Raw genomic sequence first — 17,007 nt, forward strand, 5'->3', positions numbered from 1 at the left:
CTTCATATCCGAAGAGGTGAGGCAACCGTAGAACTCCATACTAGAGGTTGATTAGCGCACCGCGCTGTCACAGAATGCTAAATAGCCACAATGAAGAACGCGCTCGCGCATCGGTTCATATGCGGGCGACCGAAACGGATGGAGTGCGCCATGCGTGACGGGCATCAGAAGCAGGGCACGTTGATCGATGTCAGCGCTCTTTCCTTGGCGGACATGCTGTCGGTGGAAAGCGCGGCGCTCCGGGCGGCGATGACGTCCTGTCTCGACGAGGGAGGAGACGTCGCGGCCTTCGGCAACTCCCTGGCGGGGCTGTCCACCGACCGCCACGGACGATGACGGCACGCGAAATTGTCGCAACCGGCCTTTCCTGATGAATGGCCGCGAAACTCACCTTTCAACGCCGGGTGAGGGCACGAGGTCCCGGGACAGGCGGTGCGCCCCGAGCATCCTCGGCAGTCTCGGCAGTTCGGGCCTCGGCAGGTCGGGCGGCAGCAGCGGGGTCAGCCGCGTGCCTATCGGCGGCCAGAAGCTCAGCCCCGCCGCGGCCAGCATGAGCAGGCACAGCACCGCCGAGCCGCCCTGCACGTCGCCCCAGGCCACCATGAAGCCGCCCAGGGGCGCGGCGAAGCAGAACGCGCCGTACGAGGACAGGCGCGACACGCCGACGACCCTGGCCAGGGTCGCCGGATCGACCTTGTGGACCTCCACCGACCTGATCGCGACGTTGCTCAGCGCGCCGCCGATGCCCGTGGCCACCAGGGCCAGGGCGAAGAAATAGGACGGCAGGCTCACGTACGTGCCGAACGCCGCCAGCACGAGCGCGAACGCCCAGATCCACAGGTGCAGCCGCAGCACGCCGCGCACGGGCGGCAGGACGAACGACAGGGCCGAGCCCAGCACGCCTCCCACCCCTCCCGCCGCGAGCACGATCCCGACCTTGAGCGAGGACATGTCTCCCGACCCGGCGACGTAGATCATGATCAGGGTGTTGACCATGAGGTTGGTGAAGGTCGTCACCACGATCGAGCCGCCCAGGAACGGCAGCTTGGTGAGCTCGCGGAAGCCCTCGGCCAGGTCCCGCAGCCGTGACGGCCGGTTGGGGTGCCGGCCCGTGTCACGCCCCCAGCCGAAGAACAGGGCGTAGGAGATCGCGAAGAGGACCGAGTTGACCACGAAGGGAACGAACCGGCCGACCCCGAACAGATAGCCACCGAGCGGCCGGCCGGCCAGCGAGGCGAAGTGGCTCGCGGCCTCGCTCTTGGCGAGCGCGCTGTGCATCCTGGCCGGTTGCACCATCGCGGGCAGCAGGGCCGACTCCGCCAGGGTGTAGAGCACCCAGAGGCTGCCCTCGACCGCGGCGGCCAGCAGGAGATGCGTGAGCGACGGCCCGCCGAACATCATGGCGACGAGCACGGAGGCCACGCTGAGCAGGCGACCGGCCTCCACCCACAGGATCACCCGGCGAGGCGAGATCCGGTCGACCAGAAAGCCGCCGGGCACGTAGAAGAGCAGGATGGGGAGGGTGAGCGCGAACCCGGCCCAGCCTGCGGCGGCGGGTGAGGACGTCTGCACCAGGGCGAGAAGCGGATAGGCGACGCCGAGCGTGCGCGTGCCGACTGTCGAAATGGCCGAACCAGCCCAGATCGGACCAAACCCGGCCTTTATCGGCATTTTTGCCGCTTTAAGCCGCGTGTGGTCAGCCGTCTCGTCCACGCCCCCTGCCTTTTCGAACCCGACCTTTCGGTCATAAGCGGTCGAGCATGACACAAGCCGCCTCTTACGTGGGGGATGGGACTACTTACCAGGTATTTACCAGCCGCGACCCGTTGCAGTATAGGGGACAACACCCTGGCATACGCATCCGGCACTCTTTCTGGTCCGTCACTATACCGTCGTCGGCGTGGCATTTATGCCGCCATGATCAACAGAACGGCGAAGAATGACTGAAGAGCCTCGACAGTACCCCCTGCGCCTGATCGGATGATCTTGTGACGACTAAGAGCCTTAAGTGCCCGATATACACCTTTAATGCCTTGAGTCGTGATTTTTCAGCTCTTGGTGTGGCTTGCGGCCAGGTGGTGATGCTGCACTCCTCGCTGCGCCAGGTCGGCCCCACCGAAGGCGGCGCCGCCACCGTGGTCGCGGCCCTGCGCGAGGTGCTCGGCGACGACGGCACGCTCGCCGTCCCCGCCGGCACCGCCGGGAACTCCGACACCTCCCCCCTCTACCGCGCGGCCGTGGCCGGGATGACGCCCGAGGAGGTCACCGCCTACCGCGAGCGCATGCCGGCCTTCGATCCCGCCACCACCCCGTCGCAGGGGATGGGGGTGATCGCCGAGCACGTACGCACGCTGCCGGGAGCGCGGCGCAGCGCCCACCCGCACACCTCGATCGCCGCCGTCGGGGCCAGGGCGGCAGAGATCACCGACGGGCACGCACGGGACTGCCTGCTCGGCGAGCGCTCCCCTCTCGCCCGCCTGTACGACGCCGACGCCCAGGTCCTGCTGCTCGGCGTCGGCTACGACCGGTGCACCGCCTTCCACCTGGCCGAGTACCGCTGCGCCGACCGTCCGCCGCGGCGCACCTACCGGGCGGTGGTGGACGACGGGGACGGGCGACGGTGGACCGAGTTCGAGGACGTGCAATTGGACGCGAGCGACTTCCCCGCGCTGGGGACCGCGTTCGAGCAGACGGGCGCCGTGCGACGGGGACGGGTGGGGGCGGCCGAGGCGCGCCTGTTCTCCCTACGAGCCGCCGTGGACCACGCCACCGACTGGCTCGCCACCCACCGCCCCCGCCCTTAGACGGCCACGGCCGTCGCCGCAGGTCCCGCCGCTCCCATCCTCGGACGCCCACGGGACGCCACCGTCAGGGCCTACGAACGTCAGTGTCAGGGGCCCACGCCACGGGGTCACCGTTAGGCCCCACCGGCCTGCCGTCAGATCCCACCGGCCCGCCGTCAGGCCCTACCAACCCGCCTTCAGGCCCCACCCGCCCGCCGTCAGATCCACCGGCCTCGCCGCCAGACACCCTCGGCCCAGCCATGAAACGCCCGCCATCACGCGCCCGCGGCACTCAGCCAGTGGCGGCGCTCATCACCACGCGCGGCGCGACCTCCAGGCCCAGCGCGCGCTCGTGCTCCACCAGCGCGCGCAGCTCCGGCCCCCACTCCTCCGGCGGAAGGGCGGCGAAGCCGTGACGGGCGTACCAGGGGGCGTTCCACGGGACGTCGCGATAGGTGGTCAGCGTCACGCGCGGAACTCCGACGGCGCGGGCGTGGTCGAGGACGGCCGTCACGAGCCTGCCGCCGATGCCACGGCGCATGCTCTCAGGATGCACGGCGAGCTGGTCGAGATGGAGGTGCCCGTCCACCTGGCCCATCAGCGCGAACCCGGCCGGCGGCTCGCCCTCGACCAGGACCAGTCCGGGATCGCCGGCCTCCTCGATCATCGTCGTGCCCGGCGGGAACGTGATGCCGACCTGCTCGAAGAGCCGGTCGGCCGCCAGCTCGACCGCCACGAGACCGGGGAGTTCTTCAGGATCAGCCCATCGCACCACGCCGACACGATCTCATCCTTCGGGCCGATCGCGCACGCCGTTATTAGTGTGGGTGATCGTAGGCCCGGCTGTGCGGAGCCGGGACCCTCTCCTCACGGCGTGCCCACCGGCCCACCGCCTGGTGGGCACGTCGTGCGGCCGTGCCGATCACAAGGTCGAGCCGATCACAGGTCGAGCTGGTCACAGGTCGAGCAGGGGCTCCAGGCCGATCGTGAGGCCGGGAAGCTCGCGCACCCGGCGCACGCCCAGCAGAACCCCCGGCGTGAACGCCGACCGGCTCATCGTGTCGTGCCGGATCGTGAGGATCTCGCCGTCACCGCCCAGCAGGACCTCCTGGTGGGCGATCAGGCCGGCCAGGCGCACCGCGTGGACGTGCACGCCGCCGACGTCGGCCCCACGGGCGCCCTCAAGAGAGGTGCTGGTCGCGTCGGGCATCGCGCCCGCCCCGGCCTTGGCCCGGGCCTCGGCCACCAGCTCCGCCGTACGGCGGGCGGTGCCGGACGGGGCGTCGGCCTTGTTGGGATGGTGCAGCTCGACGATCTCGACCGACTCGAAGTAGCGGGCCGCCTGCTGCGCGAAGTGCATCATGAGCACCGCGGCGATGCCGAAGTTGGGGGCGATCAGGCAGTTGGTGCCGGGGTTCTCCCCCAGCCAAGCGCGTACGGTCGCCAGCCGCCCCTCGTCGAACCCCGTCGTGCCCACCACGGGATGGATGCCGTGCGAGATCGCCCATTCGAGGTTGTCCATGACGACGTCGGGATGGGTGAAGTCGACCACCACCTCCGCGCCCGTGAGCCCTTCGAGGGGATCGTCCTTGTCCAGCGCGGCCACCAGCTCCATGTCGGGAGCCGCCTCGACCGCCTTGCACACCTCGACGCCCACGCGCCCGAGCGCGCCCAGCACACCTACCCTGATCACAGGGCAACCCTATCCCAAGGCACGCGAACGGCCCCCGCGCCGGGCGCGAGGGCCGTCCACCGCCGTCAAGCCGCCGTCAGGCCGCCGTTCAGCGGATCGCTTCGGTGAAGTCCTTGTCACCGTAGGGGCCGATCACGGCGAGCGTGAGCGGCCGGTTGAGCACGTCGCGGGCGATCTCGTCGATCTCCTCGGAGGTGACCGCCTCGATGCGCGCCAGCACCTCGTCCACCGACATGAGCTCCTCGTAGACGAGCTCGTTCTTGCCGATCCTGGACATGCGCGAGCCGGTGTCCTCCAGCCCGAGCACGAGGCCGCCGCGCATCTGGCCCTTGCCGCGCCCGATCTCCTCCTCGCTCAGCCCTTCGGCGACCACCCGGGCCACCTCGTCCCGGCAGATCTTGAGCACGTCGTCGATCTTCGTCGGCAGGCAGCCGACGTAGATGCCGAACTGCCCGGTGTCGGCGTAGGCGGAGGTGTAGCTGTAGGCGGAGTACGCCAGCCCGCGCTTCTCCCTGATCTCCTGGAACAGCCGCGACGACATGCCGCCGCCGAGCGCCGCGTTGAGCACGCCCAGCGCGAAGCGGCGGTCGTCGGTGCGGGACAGGCCGGTGGTGCCGAGCACCAGGTTGGCCTGCTCGGTGGGCCGGTCGAGCACCCGGACGCCGGGACGCGGCCCGGCGCCGGGGCCGCTGGTGCGCGGCGGTTCGTACTCGGCGGGGCCGCTCAGCGCGCCGGCCCGCTCGTACGCCCGCGCGACCAGCTCGACGACCTCCTCGTGCCGGACGTTGCCGGCGACGGAGACGACGGTCCGGCGCGGCCGGTAGTAGCGGTGGTAGTACTCGGCGATGCGCTCGCGCCCGAGCGCGTTGATCGACTCGACCGTGCCGAGGATGGGCCGGCCGATCGGCGAGTCGCCGTAGAGCGCCGCGGCGAACTGCTCGTGCACGACGTCCGACGGGTCGTCGTCGTGCATGGCGATCTCCTCCAGGATCACGCCGCGCTCGGACTCCACGTCGTCCTCGGTCACCAGCGAGCTGGTCACCACGTCGGCGAGGACGTCGACCGCGATCGACAGGTCCTCGTCGAGCACCCGCGCGTAGTAGCAGGTGTATTCCTTCGCGGTGAAGGCGTTGATCTCGCCGCCGATGCCCTCGACGGAGGCCGAGATCTCCATCGCGTCCCGCGTGGGGGTGCCCTTGAACAGCAGGTGTTCGAGGAAGTGGGTGGCGCCCATGTGCTCGGGGGCCTCGTCCCGCGAGCCGATGCCGACCCACATGCCGACCGCGACGCTACGCACGGTCGGCATGGTCTCGGTCACCACACGCAGCCCACCGGGGAGGACGGTGCGCTTGACTTCCCCGGCTCCGTCCTTACCGGGGTGCAGCGTCGTGGTGTTCACGAGTTGCGGTCGTCCCCCTCGCCGTTGGCCGAGCCGCGGGTGCGCACACGGGTGCGGGTGCGGCGCGGGCGCTCCGAACGCTCCTCGGCGGGCGCGGCGTCGGCGTCGGCCTGCGGGGCATCGCCCTCGTCGCCCTCGCCGGCCGTGGCGGCCTTGGCCTCGCGCTCGGCGGCCTCCTTCTCGATGACCTCGACCGGCACCAGGGACAGCTTGCCCCGGCCGTCGATCTCGGCGATCTCGACCTGGATCTTCTCGCCGACGCCCATGACGTCCTCGACGTTCTCGATCCGCTTGCCGCCGTGCAGCTTGCGGATCTGCGAGACGTGCAGCAGGCCGTCCTTGCCGGGCATGAGCGAGACGAACGCGCCGAAGGCGGCGATCTTGACGACCGTGCCCAGGTAGCGCTCGCCGACCTCCGGCATGTGCGGGTTGGCGATGGCGTTGATCGCCGACCGGGCGGCCTCGGCGGACGGGCCGTCGGTGGCGCCGATGTAGATCGTGCCGTCGTCCTCGATGGTGATCTCGGCGCCCGTGTCGTCCTGGATCTGGTTGATCATCTTGCCCTTCGGGCCGATGACCTCGCCGATCTTGTCGACCGGGACCTTGATCGTGATGATGCGCGGCGCGGTCGGGTTCATCTCGGCCGGCCGGTCGATGGCCTCCTGCATGACGTCGAGGATCGCCAGGCGGGCGCCCTTTGCCTGCTTGAGCGCGGCGGCCAGCACGGAGGCGGGGATGCCGTCGAGCTTGGTGTCGAGCTGCAGGGCGGTGATGACGTCACGGGTGCCGGCGACCTTGAAGTCCATGTCGCCCATGGCGTCCTCGGCGCCGAGGATGTCGGTCAGGGTGACGTAGTCGTCGCCCTCGCCGATCAGGCCCATCGCGATGCCCGCGACCATCTCCTTGAGCGGCACGCCGGCGTCCAGCAGCGACATCGTCGAGGCGCAGACCGAGCCCATCGAGGTCGAGCCGTTGGAGCCGAGCGCCTCGGAGACCTGGCGGATGGCGTAGGGGAACTCCTCGCGCGTGGGGAGCACGGGGATCAGCGCCCGCTCGGCCAGCGCGCCGTGGCCGATCTCGCGCCGCTTGGGCGAGCCCACGCGGCCGGTCTCGCCGGTGGAGTAGGGCGGGAAGTTGTAGTTGTGCATGTAGCGCTTGGTGCGGTCGGGGTTGAGCGTGTCGATGACCTGCTCCATGCGCAGCATGTTGAGGGTGGTGATGCCCATGATCTGGGTCTCGCCACGCTCGAACAGCGCCGAGCCGTGCACCCGCGGCACCACGTGGACCTCGGCGGACAGCTCGCGGATGTCCTTGGTGCCGCGGCCGTCGATGCGTACGCCCTCGCTGATGACACGGGCGCGCATGAGCTTCTTCATCACGGCGCGGAAGGCGGCGCTGATCTCCTTCTCGCGGCCCTCGAACTCGGGCAGCAGCTTCTCCGCGGCCAGCGCCTTGACCTTGTCGAGCTCGTTCTCGCGCTCCTGCTTGCCGGCGATGGTGAGCGCGGCGGCCAGCTCGGTCTTGATCGCGGCCTCGACGGCGGCGTAGGTGTCGTCCTGGTAGTCGAGGAAGACCGGGTATTCGGCCGTCTCCTTGGCCGCGACCTGCGCGATGCGCGACTGCGCCTCGCACAGCACCTTGATGAACGGCTTCGCGGCCTCCAGGCCCTGCGCCACGGCCTCCTCGGTGGGCGCGACCGCGCCCTCGGAGACCAGCTTGAGCGTGTCCTTGGTGGACTCGGCCTCGACCATCATGATGGCGACGTCGCCGTCGGCCAGCACCCGGCCGGCCACGACCATGTCGAACGTGGCCCGCTCCAGCTCGGGGTGCGTCGGGAAGGCCACCCACTGGCCGTCGATCAGCGCGACGCGCACGCCGCCGATCGGGCCGGAGAACGGCAGCCCGGCGAGCTGCGTGGACAGCGACGCGGCGTTGATGGCGACCACGTCGTAGAGGTGGTCGGGGTGCAGCGCCATGACGGTGGCGACGACCTGCACCTCGTTGCGCAGGCCCTTGACGAACGACGGGCGCAGCGGCCGGTCGATGAGGCGGCAGGTGAGGATGGCGTCCTCGGACGGCCGGCCCTCACGGCGGAAGAACGAGCCGGGGATGCGGCCCGCCGCGTACATGCGCTCCTCGACGTCCACCGTCAGCGGGAAGAAGTCGAACTGCTCCTTGGGGGTCTTGGAAGCCGTGGTGGCCGACAGGACCATGGTCTCGTTGTCGAGATAGGCGACCGCGGAACCGGCCGCCTGCCGCGCCAGACGACCGGTCTCGAACCGGATCGTGCGCGTGCCGAAAGAGCCGTTGTCGATGACGGCTTCAGCGGTGTGGACACCCTCCACGGGGGACCTCCTTGTGGTCGGTCTCCCGCGCCCTTTTCACCGGCACCCTCGTTAGGTGCAGCGCCGGTCTTCGATCGAAGCGCCCGGTCACGTGCGTTCTTACCGGAAGCCACTACCGAGGACCGGCCCGCAGGCGTCGCGGGTCGCATGGTGCTGAGCGGACGCGGGGGCTGTGTGTCTCGGATCTTCAGTTGTACGTCAGGCGCGGGGCTGATTTCATCTCGCCACGCGCCTCACGCCGTTGCTCTACCCATATGAAGAAGGGAGCGGCCTGCGCCGCTCCCTTTCCATGTTATCGGCGCAGACCGAGGCGCTCGATGAGCGTCCGGTAGCGCTGGATGTCGACCTTCTGCAGGTACTTCAGCAGACGACGGCGGCGGCCGACGAGCAGCAGCAGGCCGCGGCGGCTGTGGTGGTCGTGCTTGTGCGTCTTGAGGTGCTCGGTCAGCTCGCTGATGCGCTTGCTGAGCAGCGCGATCTGCACCTCGGGCGAGCCGGTGTCGCCTTCGGCGGTGGCGTACTCGCTGATGATGTTCTTCTTGGCAGCGGTGTCGAGGGACACGGCTCTCCTTCTGACTACGGACACGCGTGGATGTGACAAAAGCGCGAACGACCGTGCGTGCCTACAGTCGCCGCGAGAATGGCCGACGTGGGCGAAGGCGCGAAAGCGCTGCCGTCACAGAGCCGACATGCAAGGTTACCATCCCACGCGCGGTGCTCGGGCGAGCGCCGCGCCGGGGCCTCACGCGGTCAGCCGGCGGGCGGCCTCGACGTCGGCCTGGATCTGCTCGATCAGCGCCTCGATCGACTCGAAGCGGGTGTTGCCGCGCAGCCGGGCGGCGAAGTCGACCGCCACGTGCGCGCCGTAGAGCTCCAGGTCGTCGCGGTCCAGCGCGTACGCCTCCACCGTGCGCGGCACCCCCTCGAACGTCGGGTTGGTGCCGACCGAGATGGCCGCGGGCCACCGCTCGCCGGGGTAAAGGGCGGGCAGGTTGGCCACGGGCACGCACTCCAGCCAGCCGGCGTAGACGCCGTCGGCCGGGATCGCGGTGTGCGGGGGCGTCTCGACGTTGGCGGTGGGGAAGCCGAGCTGGCGGCCGCGCTGGTAGCCGCGCACGACCACGCCCTCCACCCGGTGCGGCCGGCCGAGCAGCGCCGCCGCGCCCTCGACGTCCCCTGCCACGATGTGCTCGCGGACGGCGGTCGAGGACACCCCGGCCACCGGGGGCAGGACCTCCACCGTGAAGTCGTACTTGTCGCCCAGCGCCCGCAATGTCTCGACATCGCCACCGGCGTCCCGCCCGAAGGCGAACCCCTCCCCCACGATCACGGCCGCCGCCCGCAGCCGCTCGGCCAGCACCGTCCGCGCGAACTCGGCCGCGTCGGCGCGCGACAGCTCCAGCGTGAACGGCAGGACCTCGACCTCGTCCACGCCGAGCGCGCGCAGCAGCTCGGCGCGCCGCCGGGGACCGGTCAGCCGGGCCGGGTGCGTGCCGGGACGCACGACCTCGTCGGGATGCGGCTCGAAGGTGACGGCCACGGCGGGCAGCCCCCGCTCGCGCGCGACGGCGACGGCCCGCCCGAGGACACGCTGGTGGCCCCGGTGCACTCCGTCGTACACGCCGACGGTGACGACAGACCTACCCGAACCCTGCACGCCGGACCCCATTCGCTCGTCGCGGATCGAACCACACAAGCCTGCCACGCGCCTGGCCGTGACCTCCAATCGAGGGGGCTACACTCGGCCATCATGCCTCGATACGCGCTTCTGATCCTGCCTGCGTTCAACCGGGTCTACGCCGACAGCTCCGTCCGGCTGACGAGGAGCGAGCTGGCCGTCTTCGGCGCGCGCGGACTGCGGGCGGAGCTCTCCGGGAGCGAGGAGCACGTGTTCGGCGGCGTCCCCTACGTGACGTTCGAGACGGCCGCGCCGCTGGCGGAGCGGGACGTGGCGCTGCTGTCCAACCTGTCGTCGGTCTACGCGCTCTTCGGCGTCGAAGGTGAGGGCGAGGAGCCGCTGCTGCGCCCGCTGCCCGTACGGCCGCTCGACCGGCTGAGCAGCGACCTCATCACCATCCAGAAATACGCCGGCAAGACCAACGAGCACTTCACCAAGCTGCTGCTCAACGTCACCGCGCTGGCCTCGGGCAAGGGCCTCGGCGAGCGGCTGTCGGTGTTCGACCCGCTCTGCGGCCGGGGGACCACGCTCAACCAGGCCCTCATGTACGGCTACGACGCCTACGGCCTCGACGTCGACGCCAAGGACTTCGAGGCCTACACGGGATTCATCAAGACCTGGCTGCGCAACAAGCGGCTCAAGCACACCGCCGAGACCGTGCCGGTGCGCCGGGAGCGGGCGCTCGCCGGGCGGCGGCTCAACGTCACGTTCGGGACGTCGAAGGAGGCGGTCAAGGCCGGCGACGTGCAGCACCTCGCCGTGGTCAACGGCGACACGCTGCGCAGCAGGGAGTTCTTCAAGCCGCACTCGTTCGACCTGGTGGTGACCGACGCGCCCTACGGCGTCCAGCACGGCAGCAAGGGCGGCTCGGGGCTGTCGCGCAGCCCGCTGGAGCTGCTGCGCCGGGCGGTGCCGATCTGGGCGGAGCTGCTGCGGCCCGGCGGGGCCATGGGCATCGCCTGGAACACCTACGGCGGCAAGCGCGAGGAGCTCGCCGCCGTCCTGACCGCCGCCGGCCTGGAGGTCGTGGACTACCCCGACTTCGAGCACTGGGTGGACCAGGCGATCGTGCGCGACGTCATCGTCGCGAGCAAGCCCGCCTAGACGCAGCCGACCTAGACGAAGACCGCGAGCGGCCTGGCCGTGCGGCCCTGCTCCTCGACCAGCGCCAGCAGCGTGCCGTCCGGGCCGAACACGCCGATCGGCCCCTCCCCCAGCCCGGCCGCGGGCAGCCGGCCGCCGTGGCCGATGATCCTCGCCTCCTCGGCTGTGACGTCCCGGCGCGGGAACGCCGCGGCGACCGCCTCCCCGATGGGCAGGATCACGCACCGCTCGGCGAGCTCGTCGAGTGTCCTGGCCAGCGACAGGTCGTACGGGCCGACGCGGGTGCGGCGCAGCCGCGTCAGGTGGCCGCCTACGCCGAGCGCGGCCCCGAGGTCGCGGGCCAGCGAGCGGATGTAGGTGCCGCTGGAGCAGGTGACGACGGCGTGCACGTCCACCACGTCGTCGTGGGCGTGCACGCCGAGCACGTCGAAGGCCCGCACCGTGACGGGCCGGGCGGCCAGCTCGACCTCCTCGCCCGCGCGGGCCTTCTTGTAGGCCCGCTGCCCGTTGACCTTGATGGCGCTGACCTGCGGCGGCACCTGCATGATGGCGCCCGTCAGCGCCTCGACGCCCTTGCGGATCTCCTCGGCGGTGACGCCGGCCGCCGAGGCGGTCGCGGTGACCTCGCCCTCGGCGTCGTCGGTGTTGGTGGTGACGCCGAGCCTGATGGTGGCCTCGTACACCTTCTCGGTCAGCGTCAGGTGGCCGAGCAGCCGGGTGGCCTTCTCCACGCCGACCACCAGCACGCCCGTCGCCATGGGGTCGAGCGTGCCGGCGTGGCCCACGCGGCGGGTGCCCGCGAGGCGCCGCATCCTGGCCACCACGTCGTGCGAGGTCCACTCGCCCGGCTTGTCGACGATGATCAGACCGCTCTCGGCCATCTACGCCTTTCCCAGCTCTCTCCTGAGTGCGGCCATGGTGTCCTCGACGCCGTCGTGCGAGGTGTAGCCGGCCGCGTTGTGATGGCCGCCGCCGCCCAGGGCCGCGCACGCGGCGCCCACGTCGACGGCGCCCTTGGATCTGGTGGACACCTGCCAGGCGCCCTCGTCGTCCTCCTTGAGCACGACCGCCACCTCGGCCTCGTCGGTGCGGCGCACGACGTCGATGATGCCCTCGATCTCGGCGTACGGGAGGCCGTGCGCGGCCCGGTCGACCCGCGTGACGTATGTCCAGACCAGGCCGTCCTCCAGCCGCACCCGGTCGAGCGCCGCCGCCAGCACCTTGAGGTAGCCGAACGGCGAGCGGTCCCACAGCTCGCGGGCGATCTCATCGGTGCGCAGCCCCGTCGCCACCAGCCGGGCCGCCATCTCGTGCACGGCGGGCGTCGTGGAGGAGTAGCGGAACGAGCCGGTGTCGGTGACCAGGCCGGCGTAGAGGCACGTGGCGATGTCGCGGTCGAGCCGCCCGCCGAGCCGGTAGATGAGCTGCTCGGCCAGCATCGCCGTGGCGGCCGCGTGGGCGTCGATGAGCCCCAGCGTGCCGAACCCGGCGCCGGCCGGATGGTGGTCGACCACGATGACCTCGGCCGCCCGCGCGGTGTTGCCGCTGAGCAGCCCCAGCCGCTCGAACGTCGAGGAGTCGAAGGTGATCACCAGCTCGGGCGCGGCAGGGAACTCGGCCGGCGGCACCAGCATCTCCTGCCCCGGCAGGAACCGCAGCAGGCGCGGCACCGCGAAGTGCCGGTCGCCGAACGACGCCCGCACCCGCTTGCCCATCGCGCGCAGCGTGAACGCCACGGCCAGCATGGAGCCGAGCGCGTCGCCGTCGGGCGTGACGTGGCAGGCCAGCCCGATCTCGTCGGCCGAGTCGATCAGCCGCAGCGCGCGCTTCCACGCGCTCTCGGGGATGCCGTGGCCCGCGCCCGCCCGGGCCCGCGGCGGCCGCTCGGCCCGGTCGCGTACGTCCGGCGTCACGCCTGGTCGTCCCCGGCCGCGCGCTCGCTCCCCTGGAGGTCGGCGAGCTCGTCGTCGTCCTCCTCCTCGGGCTTGCGGTAGGGGTCGGGCTCGCCGGCGTAGGAGGCGCCCTGCGCCTGCCTGGCCACCTCGGCGTCGCGCGCCCGCGCCGCGTTGATGAGGTCGTCCAGGTGGCGGGCGCTGTCGGGCAGCGGGTCGTGCTTGAAGGTCAGCGTCGGGGCGAAGCGCACACCGGTCTGGCGGCCCACCTCGGAACGGATGATCCCCTTGGCGCTCTCCAGGGCGGCCGCGCTGTCGGCCCGCTCGGCCTCGGAGCCGAAGACCGTGTAGAAGACCGTCGCCTCGCGCAGGTCAGCGGTGACGCGCGTGTCGGTCACGGTGACGAAGCCGAGACGCGGGTCCTTGATCCGTCGCTCCAGCATCTCGGCGACGATCTGCTGGATGCGGTCGGCGAGCTTGCGCGCTCGTGCGGCATCCACCATGTTGGCTCCCCCTCACGCACGATCTGGCCGTGCTAGTCGTTCAATCCTCGTCGTGGTACAGACGCTGCCTGGCCGACAGCAGCTCGATCTCCGGACGGAAGGCCACCATCCGCTCGCAGGCGTCCATCACCTCTTTGCAGTTACCCGCGGAGGCGGAAAGCACCGCTATGCCGACCTCGGCTCTGCGATGAAGATCGTGGCACCCGGTCTCGGCGACCGCGATGGCGGGGTAACGGCGTCGCAGCTCGGCGATCAGCGGCCGTACGACGGAGCGCTTCTGCTTCAGCGAGCGTACGTCGCCGAGCAGGATGTCCAGGGTCAGAGCACCCACATACATCGTTGGTCACCACCGCTTGGCCTGGTGTGCTGAGCGCGCGCCCGTCCTGCTGCGGTGGGGAGCAGGCCAGGGCGCGCGAGAGGCGCCCGGCGGAGGTCCCGCCGGGCGCCCGGCCGCGTGTCACACGCGCGGCTTCTCCCGCATCTCGAACGTCTCGATCACGTCGTCGATCCTGATGTCGTTGTAGCCGACACCGATGCCGCACTCGAAGCCCTCGCGGACCTCGGTCGCGTCATCCTTGAAGCGACGCAGGGACGAGACGGTCAGGTTGTCGGCGATGACGACGCCATCGCGGATCACCCTGGCCTTGCTGTTGCGGACGATCAGACCGGAGCGGACCAGAGCACCGGCGATGTTGCCGATCTTCGGCACCTTGAAGACCTCGCGGACTTCGGCGGTGCCCATCTGGACCTCTTCGAACTCCGGCTTGAGCATGCCCTTGAGGGCCGCCTCGATCTCCTCGATCGCCTGGTAGATGACCGAGTAGTAGCGGATGTCGACGCCCTCGCGCTCGGCCAGGTCGCGTGCCCGCGGCTCGGGCCGCACGTTGAAGCCGATGATGACCGCGTTGTCGTCGGCGACCGCCAGGTTGACGTCGTACTCGGTGATGGCGCCGACCGCGCGGTGCAGGACACGGAGCCTGACCTCGTCGCCGACGTCGATCTTGAGCAGGGCGTCTTCCAGGGCCTCCACCGAACCGGACACGTCACCCTTGATGATGAGCTTGAGCTCGTCGACGCGGCCCTTCTCGAGGTCGCTGAACAGCTCCTCGAGGGTGCGGCGACGGCTCGACTTCGCCATCTCGGCGCTGCGCTTGCGCGCCGCGCGCTGCTGGGCGATCTGCCGGGCCATCCGGTCGTCGGTGACGACGATGAAGTTGTCACCGGCGCTCGGCACGGCCGTCAGACCCATCACCAGGACCGGACGCGACGGCGTGGCCTCGTCGACCGGCTCGCCGGTGTCGTCGAGCATCGCCCGGACGCGGCCGAAGGCCTCGCCACAGACGATCGAGTCGCCGACGCGCAGCGTGCCGCGCTGGACCAGGACGGTCGCGACCGGGCCGCGGCCCTTGTCGAGGTGCGCCTCGATGGCGATGCCCTGGGCGTCCATCGTCGGGTTGGCCCGCAGGTCGAGCTCGGCGTCGGCGGTCAGCAGGATCGCCTCGAGGAGGTTCTCGATGCCGGTGCCGTTCTTCGCCGAGATGTCGACGAACAGCGTGCTGCCGCCGTATTCCTCGGCGACCAGGCCGTATTCGGTGAGCTGGGCCCGCACCTTGTTGGGGTCGGCCCCCTCCTTGTCGACCTTGTTGACCGCGACCACGACCGGCACGTCGGCCGCCTGGGCGTGGTTGAGCGCCTCGATCGTCTGCGGCTTGACGCCGTCGTCGGCCGCGACCACCAGCACCGCGATGTCGGTCGACTTCGCGCCTCGGGCACGCATGGCGGTGAACGCCTCGTGACCCGGGGTGTCGATGAAGGTGATCTTGCGCTCTTCGCCCTCGTGCTCGGCGGCGACCTGGTAAGCACCGATGTGCTGGGTGATGCCACCCGCCTCGCGCGCCACCACGTTCGTGTTGCGGATGGCGTCGAGCAGCTTGGTCTTACCGTGGTCGACGTGACCCATGACGGTCACGACCGGCGGACGCGCGGCGAGGTCGTCCTCGTCGCCCTCGTTCTCGCCGAACTCGATGTCGAAGGCCTCGAGAAGCTCGCGGTCCTCCTCCTCCGGGCTCACGACCTGGATGTCGTAGTCGAGCTCGGCGCCGAGCAGCTGCAGCGTCTCCTCGTTGACCGACTGCGTGGCGGTCACCATCTCGCCGAGGTGCAGCATGATCTGCACGAGCGAGGCGGGGTTGGCGCCGATGCGGTCGGCGAAGTCGGACAGCGACGCGCCGCGCGGGAGGCGGATCGTCGCGCCGTTGCCGCGCGCGACCTGCACGCCGCCGATCGACGGCGCCGACATGTTGTCGAACTCCTGGCGCCTCTGCCGCTTCGACTTGCGCCCGCGGGCCGGACGGCCACCGGGACGGCCGAAGGCACCAGCGGTGCCGCCGCCACGACCACGGCCACCGCCGCCGGGACGGCCGCCGAAGCCACCGCCGCCGCCACCGGGACCACCGGTGCCGGTGCGCGGACCCGCGCCACCGCCGCCGGGACGGCCGGCGAACCCGCCGCCGCCGGGACGACCGCCGCCACCACCGGGACGGCCACCGCCGCCACCGGGACGACCGCCGCCGCCACCAGGGCCACCGCCGGGACGGCCCGCGCCGGGACCGGCAGGACGGCCCTGCGGCATCATCATCGGGTTGGGACGCGGACCACCGGGACGCGGACCACCGGCGCCACCGGCGCCGGGACCCGGACGCGGACCGCCGGGGGGCGGACCGGGACGCGGGCCGGGAGTGGGCCGGTCGCCGCCGCGGCCCTGCGGGGGACGCGGCATCGCGCCGTCGCGCGGCGGGCCGTCACGGCGGTCGCCACGCGGGCCGGGGCCCCCGTCACGCTGGCCGCCGCCCGGACGCGGCGGCCTGGGCGCCTGGCCCATGCCGCTGGCGTTGGACGAGAACGGGTTGTTGCCGGGACGCGGGCCGCGCGGGCCCGGCTTGGGGCCGGGACGCGGGCCGCCGCCTGCGGGCGCGCCGGGACGCGGCGCCTGCGCACCGCCACCGCCCTGCTGGGCGGGACGCGGACCCGGCTTGGGGCCGGGGGCCGGGCGCGGAGCCGGGCCGGGACGCGGACCCGGGGTCGGCCGAGCCGGAGCGCCGCTCTCGAAGCGCGCCTGCGGAGCCTGGGACGCCTCACCGCGCGCGGCCTGCGGCTGCTGCTGGTGAGGCATGGGAACCGGCGGGCGGGGCTGTCCGCCCTGAGGGCCTTGCGGGCCCTGCGGACCCTGGGGCCCCTGCGGAGCCTGAGGAACCTGCGGGCCGCTCTGCGGACCCGGACGCGGACCGGGCCGCGGGCCCGGACGCGGAGGAGCAGGCACCGGAGCCTGCCCCGTGCCGTTGCCGGCCTGGCCTTCGGCCGGCCGGTGCGCAGCCCTTGGCGGCTGCGGCCTGTTGGACGGCTGTCCGCCGCCCCTGGAGGGCCCACCCTTCGATGCGCCCAGAGCTTCGGTGAGCCTGCGGACCACCGGCGCCTCGATGGTGGAGGACGCCGAACGGACGAACTCCCCCATCTCCTGGAGCTTGGCCATGACGACCTTGCTCTCGACGCCGAACTCCTTAGCGAGCTCGTATACCCGGACCTTCGCCACTGCACTCCCTTACTCGGCCCG

15 protein-coding genes are annotated in these 17,007 nt (G+C 71.4%); 3 read left to right on the top strand and 12 right to left on the bottom strand.

Annotation, left to right across the window (positions count from 1 at the left end):
* Positions 1-150 precede the first annotated feature (150 nt).
* Positions 151-336, top strand: coding sequence for an FxSxx-COOH cyclophane-containing RiPP peptide (gene fxsA, locus ABD292_RS03210; protein ID WP_344205055.1), 186 nt, complete (start codon positions 151-153; stop codon positions 334-336).
* 51 nt (positions 337-387) lie between these two features.
* Here the strand turns inward: fxsA and ABD292_RS03215 are convergent, their stop codons facing one another.
* Positions 388-1,671: an MFS transporter gene (locus ABD292_RS03215; RefSeq protein WP_344205056.1), complete on the bottom strand. Its 1,284-nt coding sequence runs from the start codon at positions 1,669-1,671 to the stop codon at positions 388-390.
* Positions 1,672-2,081: 410 nt separating this feature from the next.
* Here ABD292_RS03215 and ABD292_RS03220 point away from each other — a divergent pair, with 410 nt between their 5' ends.
* Positions 2,082-2,804 (top strand): AAC(3) family N-acetyltransferase, encoded by a 723-nt coding sequence (locus ABD292_RS03220; protein WP_344205058.1) that lies wholly within the window; start codon positions 2,082-2,084, stop codon positions 2,802-2,804.
* A 271-nt stretch (positions 2,805-3,075) separates the two neighbouring features.
* Here ABD292_RS03220 and ABD292_RS03225 read toward each other — a convergent pair whose 3' ends face one another.
* The 6 genes from ABD292_RS03225 to ABD292_RS03250 all read right to left on the bottom strand — a co-directional run bounded on the left by ABD292_RS03225 (position 3,076) and on the right by ABD292_RS03250 (position 9,889).
* Positions 3,076-3,558, bottom strand: coding sequence for a GNAT family N-acetyltransferase (locus ABD292_RS03225; RefSeq protein ID WP_344205059.1), 483 nt, complete (start codon positions 3,556-3,558; stop codon positions 3,076-3,078).
* A gap of 180 nt (positions 3,559-3,738) precedes the next feature.
* On the bottom strand, positions 3,739-4,476 hold the full coding sequence (dapB, locus tag ABD292_RS03230; RefSeq protein ID WP_344205060.1) for a 4-hydroxy-tetrahydrodipicolinate reductase: 738 nt from the start codon (positions 4,474-4,476) through the stop codon (positions 3,739-3,741).
* An 88-nt stretch (positions 4,477-4,564) separates the two neighbouring features.
* Positions 4,565-5,875, bottom strand: coding sequence for a M16 family metallopeptidase (locus ABD292_RS03235; protein ID WP_344205061.1), 1,311 nt, complete (start codon positions 5,873-5,875; stop codon positions 4,565-4,567).
* Complete coding sequence (locus tag ABD292_RS03240; protein WP_344205063.1) at positions 5,872-8,220, bottom strand: polyribonucleotide nucleotidyltransferase; 2,349 nt, start codon at positions 8,218-8,220, stop codon at positions 5,872-5,874. The genes ABD292_RS03235 and ABD292_RS03240 overlap by 4 nt, the downstream gene beginning before the upstream one ends.
* 292 nt (positions 8,221-8,512) lie before the next feature.
* On the bottom strand, positions 8,513-8,782 hold the full coding sequence (gene rpsO / locus ABD292_RS03245) for a 30S ribosomal protein S15 (RefSeq protein WP_091092336.1): 270 nt from the start codon (positions 8,780-8,782) through the stop codon (positions 8,513-8,515).
* 180 nt (positions 8,783-8,962) lie between these two features.
* A complete protein-coding gene (locus ABD292_RS03250) occupies positions 8,963-9,889 on the bottom strand; it encodes a bifunctional riboflavin kinase/FAD synthetase (protein ID WP_344205065.1) in 927 nt (308 codons plus the stop codon).
* An 81-nt stretch (positions 9,890-9,970) separates the two neighbouring features.
* Here ABD292_RS03250 and ABD292_RS03255 point away from each other — a divergent pair, with 81 nt between their 5' ends.
* Positions 9,971-11,002, top strand: coding sequence for a TRM11 family SAM-dependent methyltransferase (locus ABD292_RS03255; protein ID WP_344205066.1), 1,032 nt, complete (start codon positions 9,971-9,973; stop codon positions 11,000-11,002).
* 11 nt (positions 11,003-11,013) lie between these two features.
* Here the strand turns inward: ABD292_RS03255 and truB are convergent, their stop codons facing one another.
* The 5 genes from truB to infB all read right to left on the bottom strand — a co-directional run bounded on the left by truB (position 11,014) and on the right by infB (position 16,986).
* Positions 11,014-11,883 (bottom strand): tRNA pseudouridine(55) synthase TruB, encoded by an 870-nt coding sequence (truB, locus tag ABD292_RS03260; RefSeq protein ID WP_344205068.1) that lies wholly within the window; start codon positions 11,881-11,883, stop codon positions 11,014-11,016.
* Entirely contained in the window at positions 11,884-12,915 is a 1,032-nt protein-coding gene (locus ABD292_RS03265) for a DHH family phosphoesterase (protein WP_344205070.1), read from the bottom strand.
* On the bottom strand, positions 12,912-13,397 hold the full coding sequence (rbfA, locus tag ABD292_RS03270) for a 30S ribosome-binding factor RbfA (protein ID WP_344205071.1): 486 nt from the start codon (positions 13,395-13,397) through the stop codon (positions 12,912-12,914). Before rbfA ends, ABD292_RS03265 begins: the two co-directional genes overlap by 4 nt.
* A gap of 40 nt (positions 13,398-13,437) precedes the next feature.
* Positions 13,438-13,734, bottom strand: a complete 297-nt coding sequence (locus ABD292_RS03275) for a DUF503 domain-containing protein (RefSeq protein WP_329583269.1) — start codon at positions 13,732-13,734, stop codon at positions 13,438-13,440.
* 120 nt (positions 13,735-13,854) lie between these two features.
* The gene (infB, locus tag ABD292_RS03280) at positions 13,855-16,986 is read right to left on the bottom strand and encodes a translation initiation factor IF-2 (RefSeq protein WP_344205073.1); all 3,132 of its coding nucleotides are present in this window, start codon (positions 16,984-16,986) and stop codon (positions 13,855-13,857) included.
* Positions 16,987-17,007: the final 21 nt, after the last annotated feature.

Origin of the sequence: Nonomuraea bangladeshensis, assembly GCF_039529455.1 — a bacterium.
GTDB classification, from domain to species: Bacteria; Actinomycetota; Actinomycetes; order Streptosporangiales; family Streptosporangiaceae; genus Nonomuraea; species Nonomuraea bangladeshensis.

Excerpts from the sequence above, each read along its gene's own strand:
- ABD292_RS03220 (WP_344205058.1), top strand. The coding sequence starts at position 2,082 with ATGCTGCACTCCTCGCTGCGCCAGGTCGGCCCCACCGAAGGCGGCGCC.
- ABD292_RS03215 (WP_344205056.1), bottom strand. The coding sequence starts at position 1,671 with ATGCCGATAAAGGCCGGGTTTGGTCCGATCTGGGCTGGTTCGGCCATT.
- truB (WP_344205068.1), bottom strand. The coding sequence starts at position 11,883 with ATGGCCGAGAGCGGTCTGATCATCGTCGACAAGCCGGGCGAGTGGACC.
- ABD292_RS03250 (WP_344205065.1), bottom strand. The coding sequence starts at position 9,889 with ATGGGGTCCGGCGTGCAGGGTTCGGGTAGGTCTGTCGTCACCGTCGGC.
- fxsA (WP_344205055.1), top strand. The coding sequence starts at position 151 with ATGCGTGACGGGCATCAGAAGCAGGGCACGTTGATCGATGTCAGCGCT.
- ABD292_RS03275 (WP_329583269.1), bottom strand. The coding sequence starts at position 13,734 with ATGTATGTGGGTGCTCTGACCCTGGACATCCTGCTCGGCGACGTACGC.
- ABD292_RS03255 (WP_344205066.1), top strand. The coding sequence starts at position 9,971 with ATGCCTCGATACGCGCTTCTGATCCTGCCTGCGTTCAACCGGGTCTAC.
- rbfA (WP_344205071.1), bottom strand. The coding sequence starts at position 13,397 with ATGGTGGATGCCGCACGAGCGCGCAAGCTCGCCGACCGCATCCAGCAG.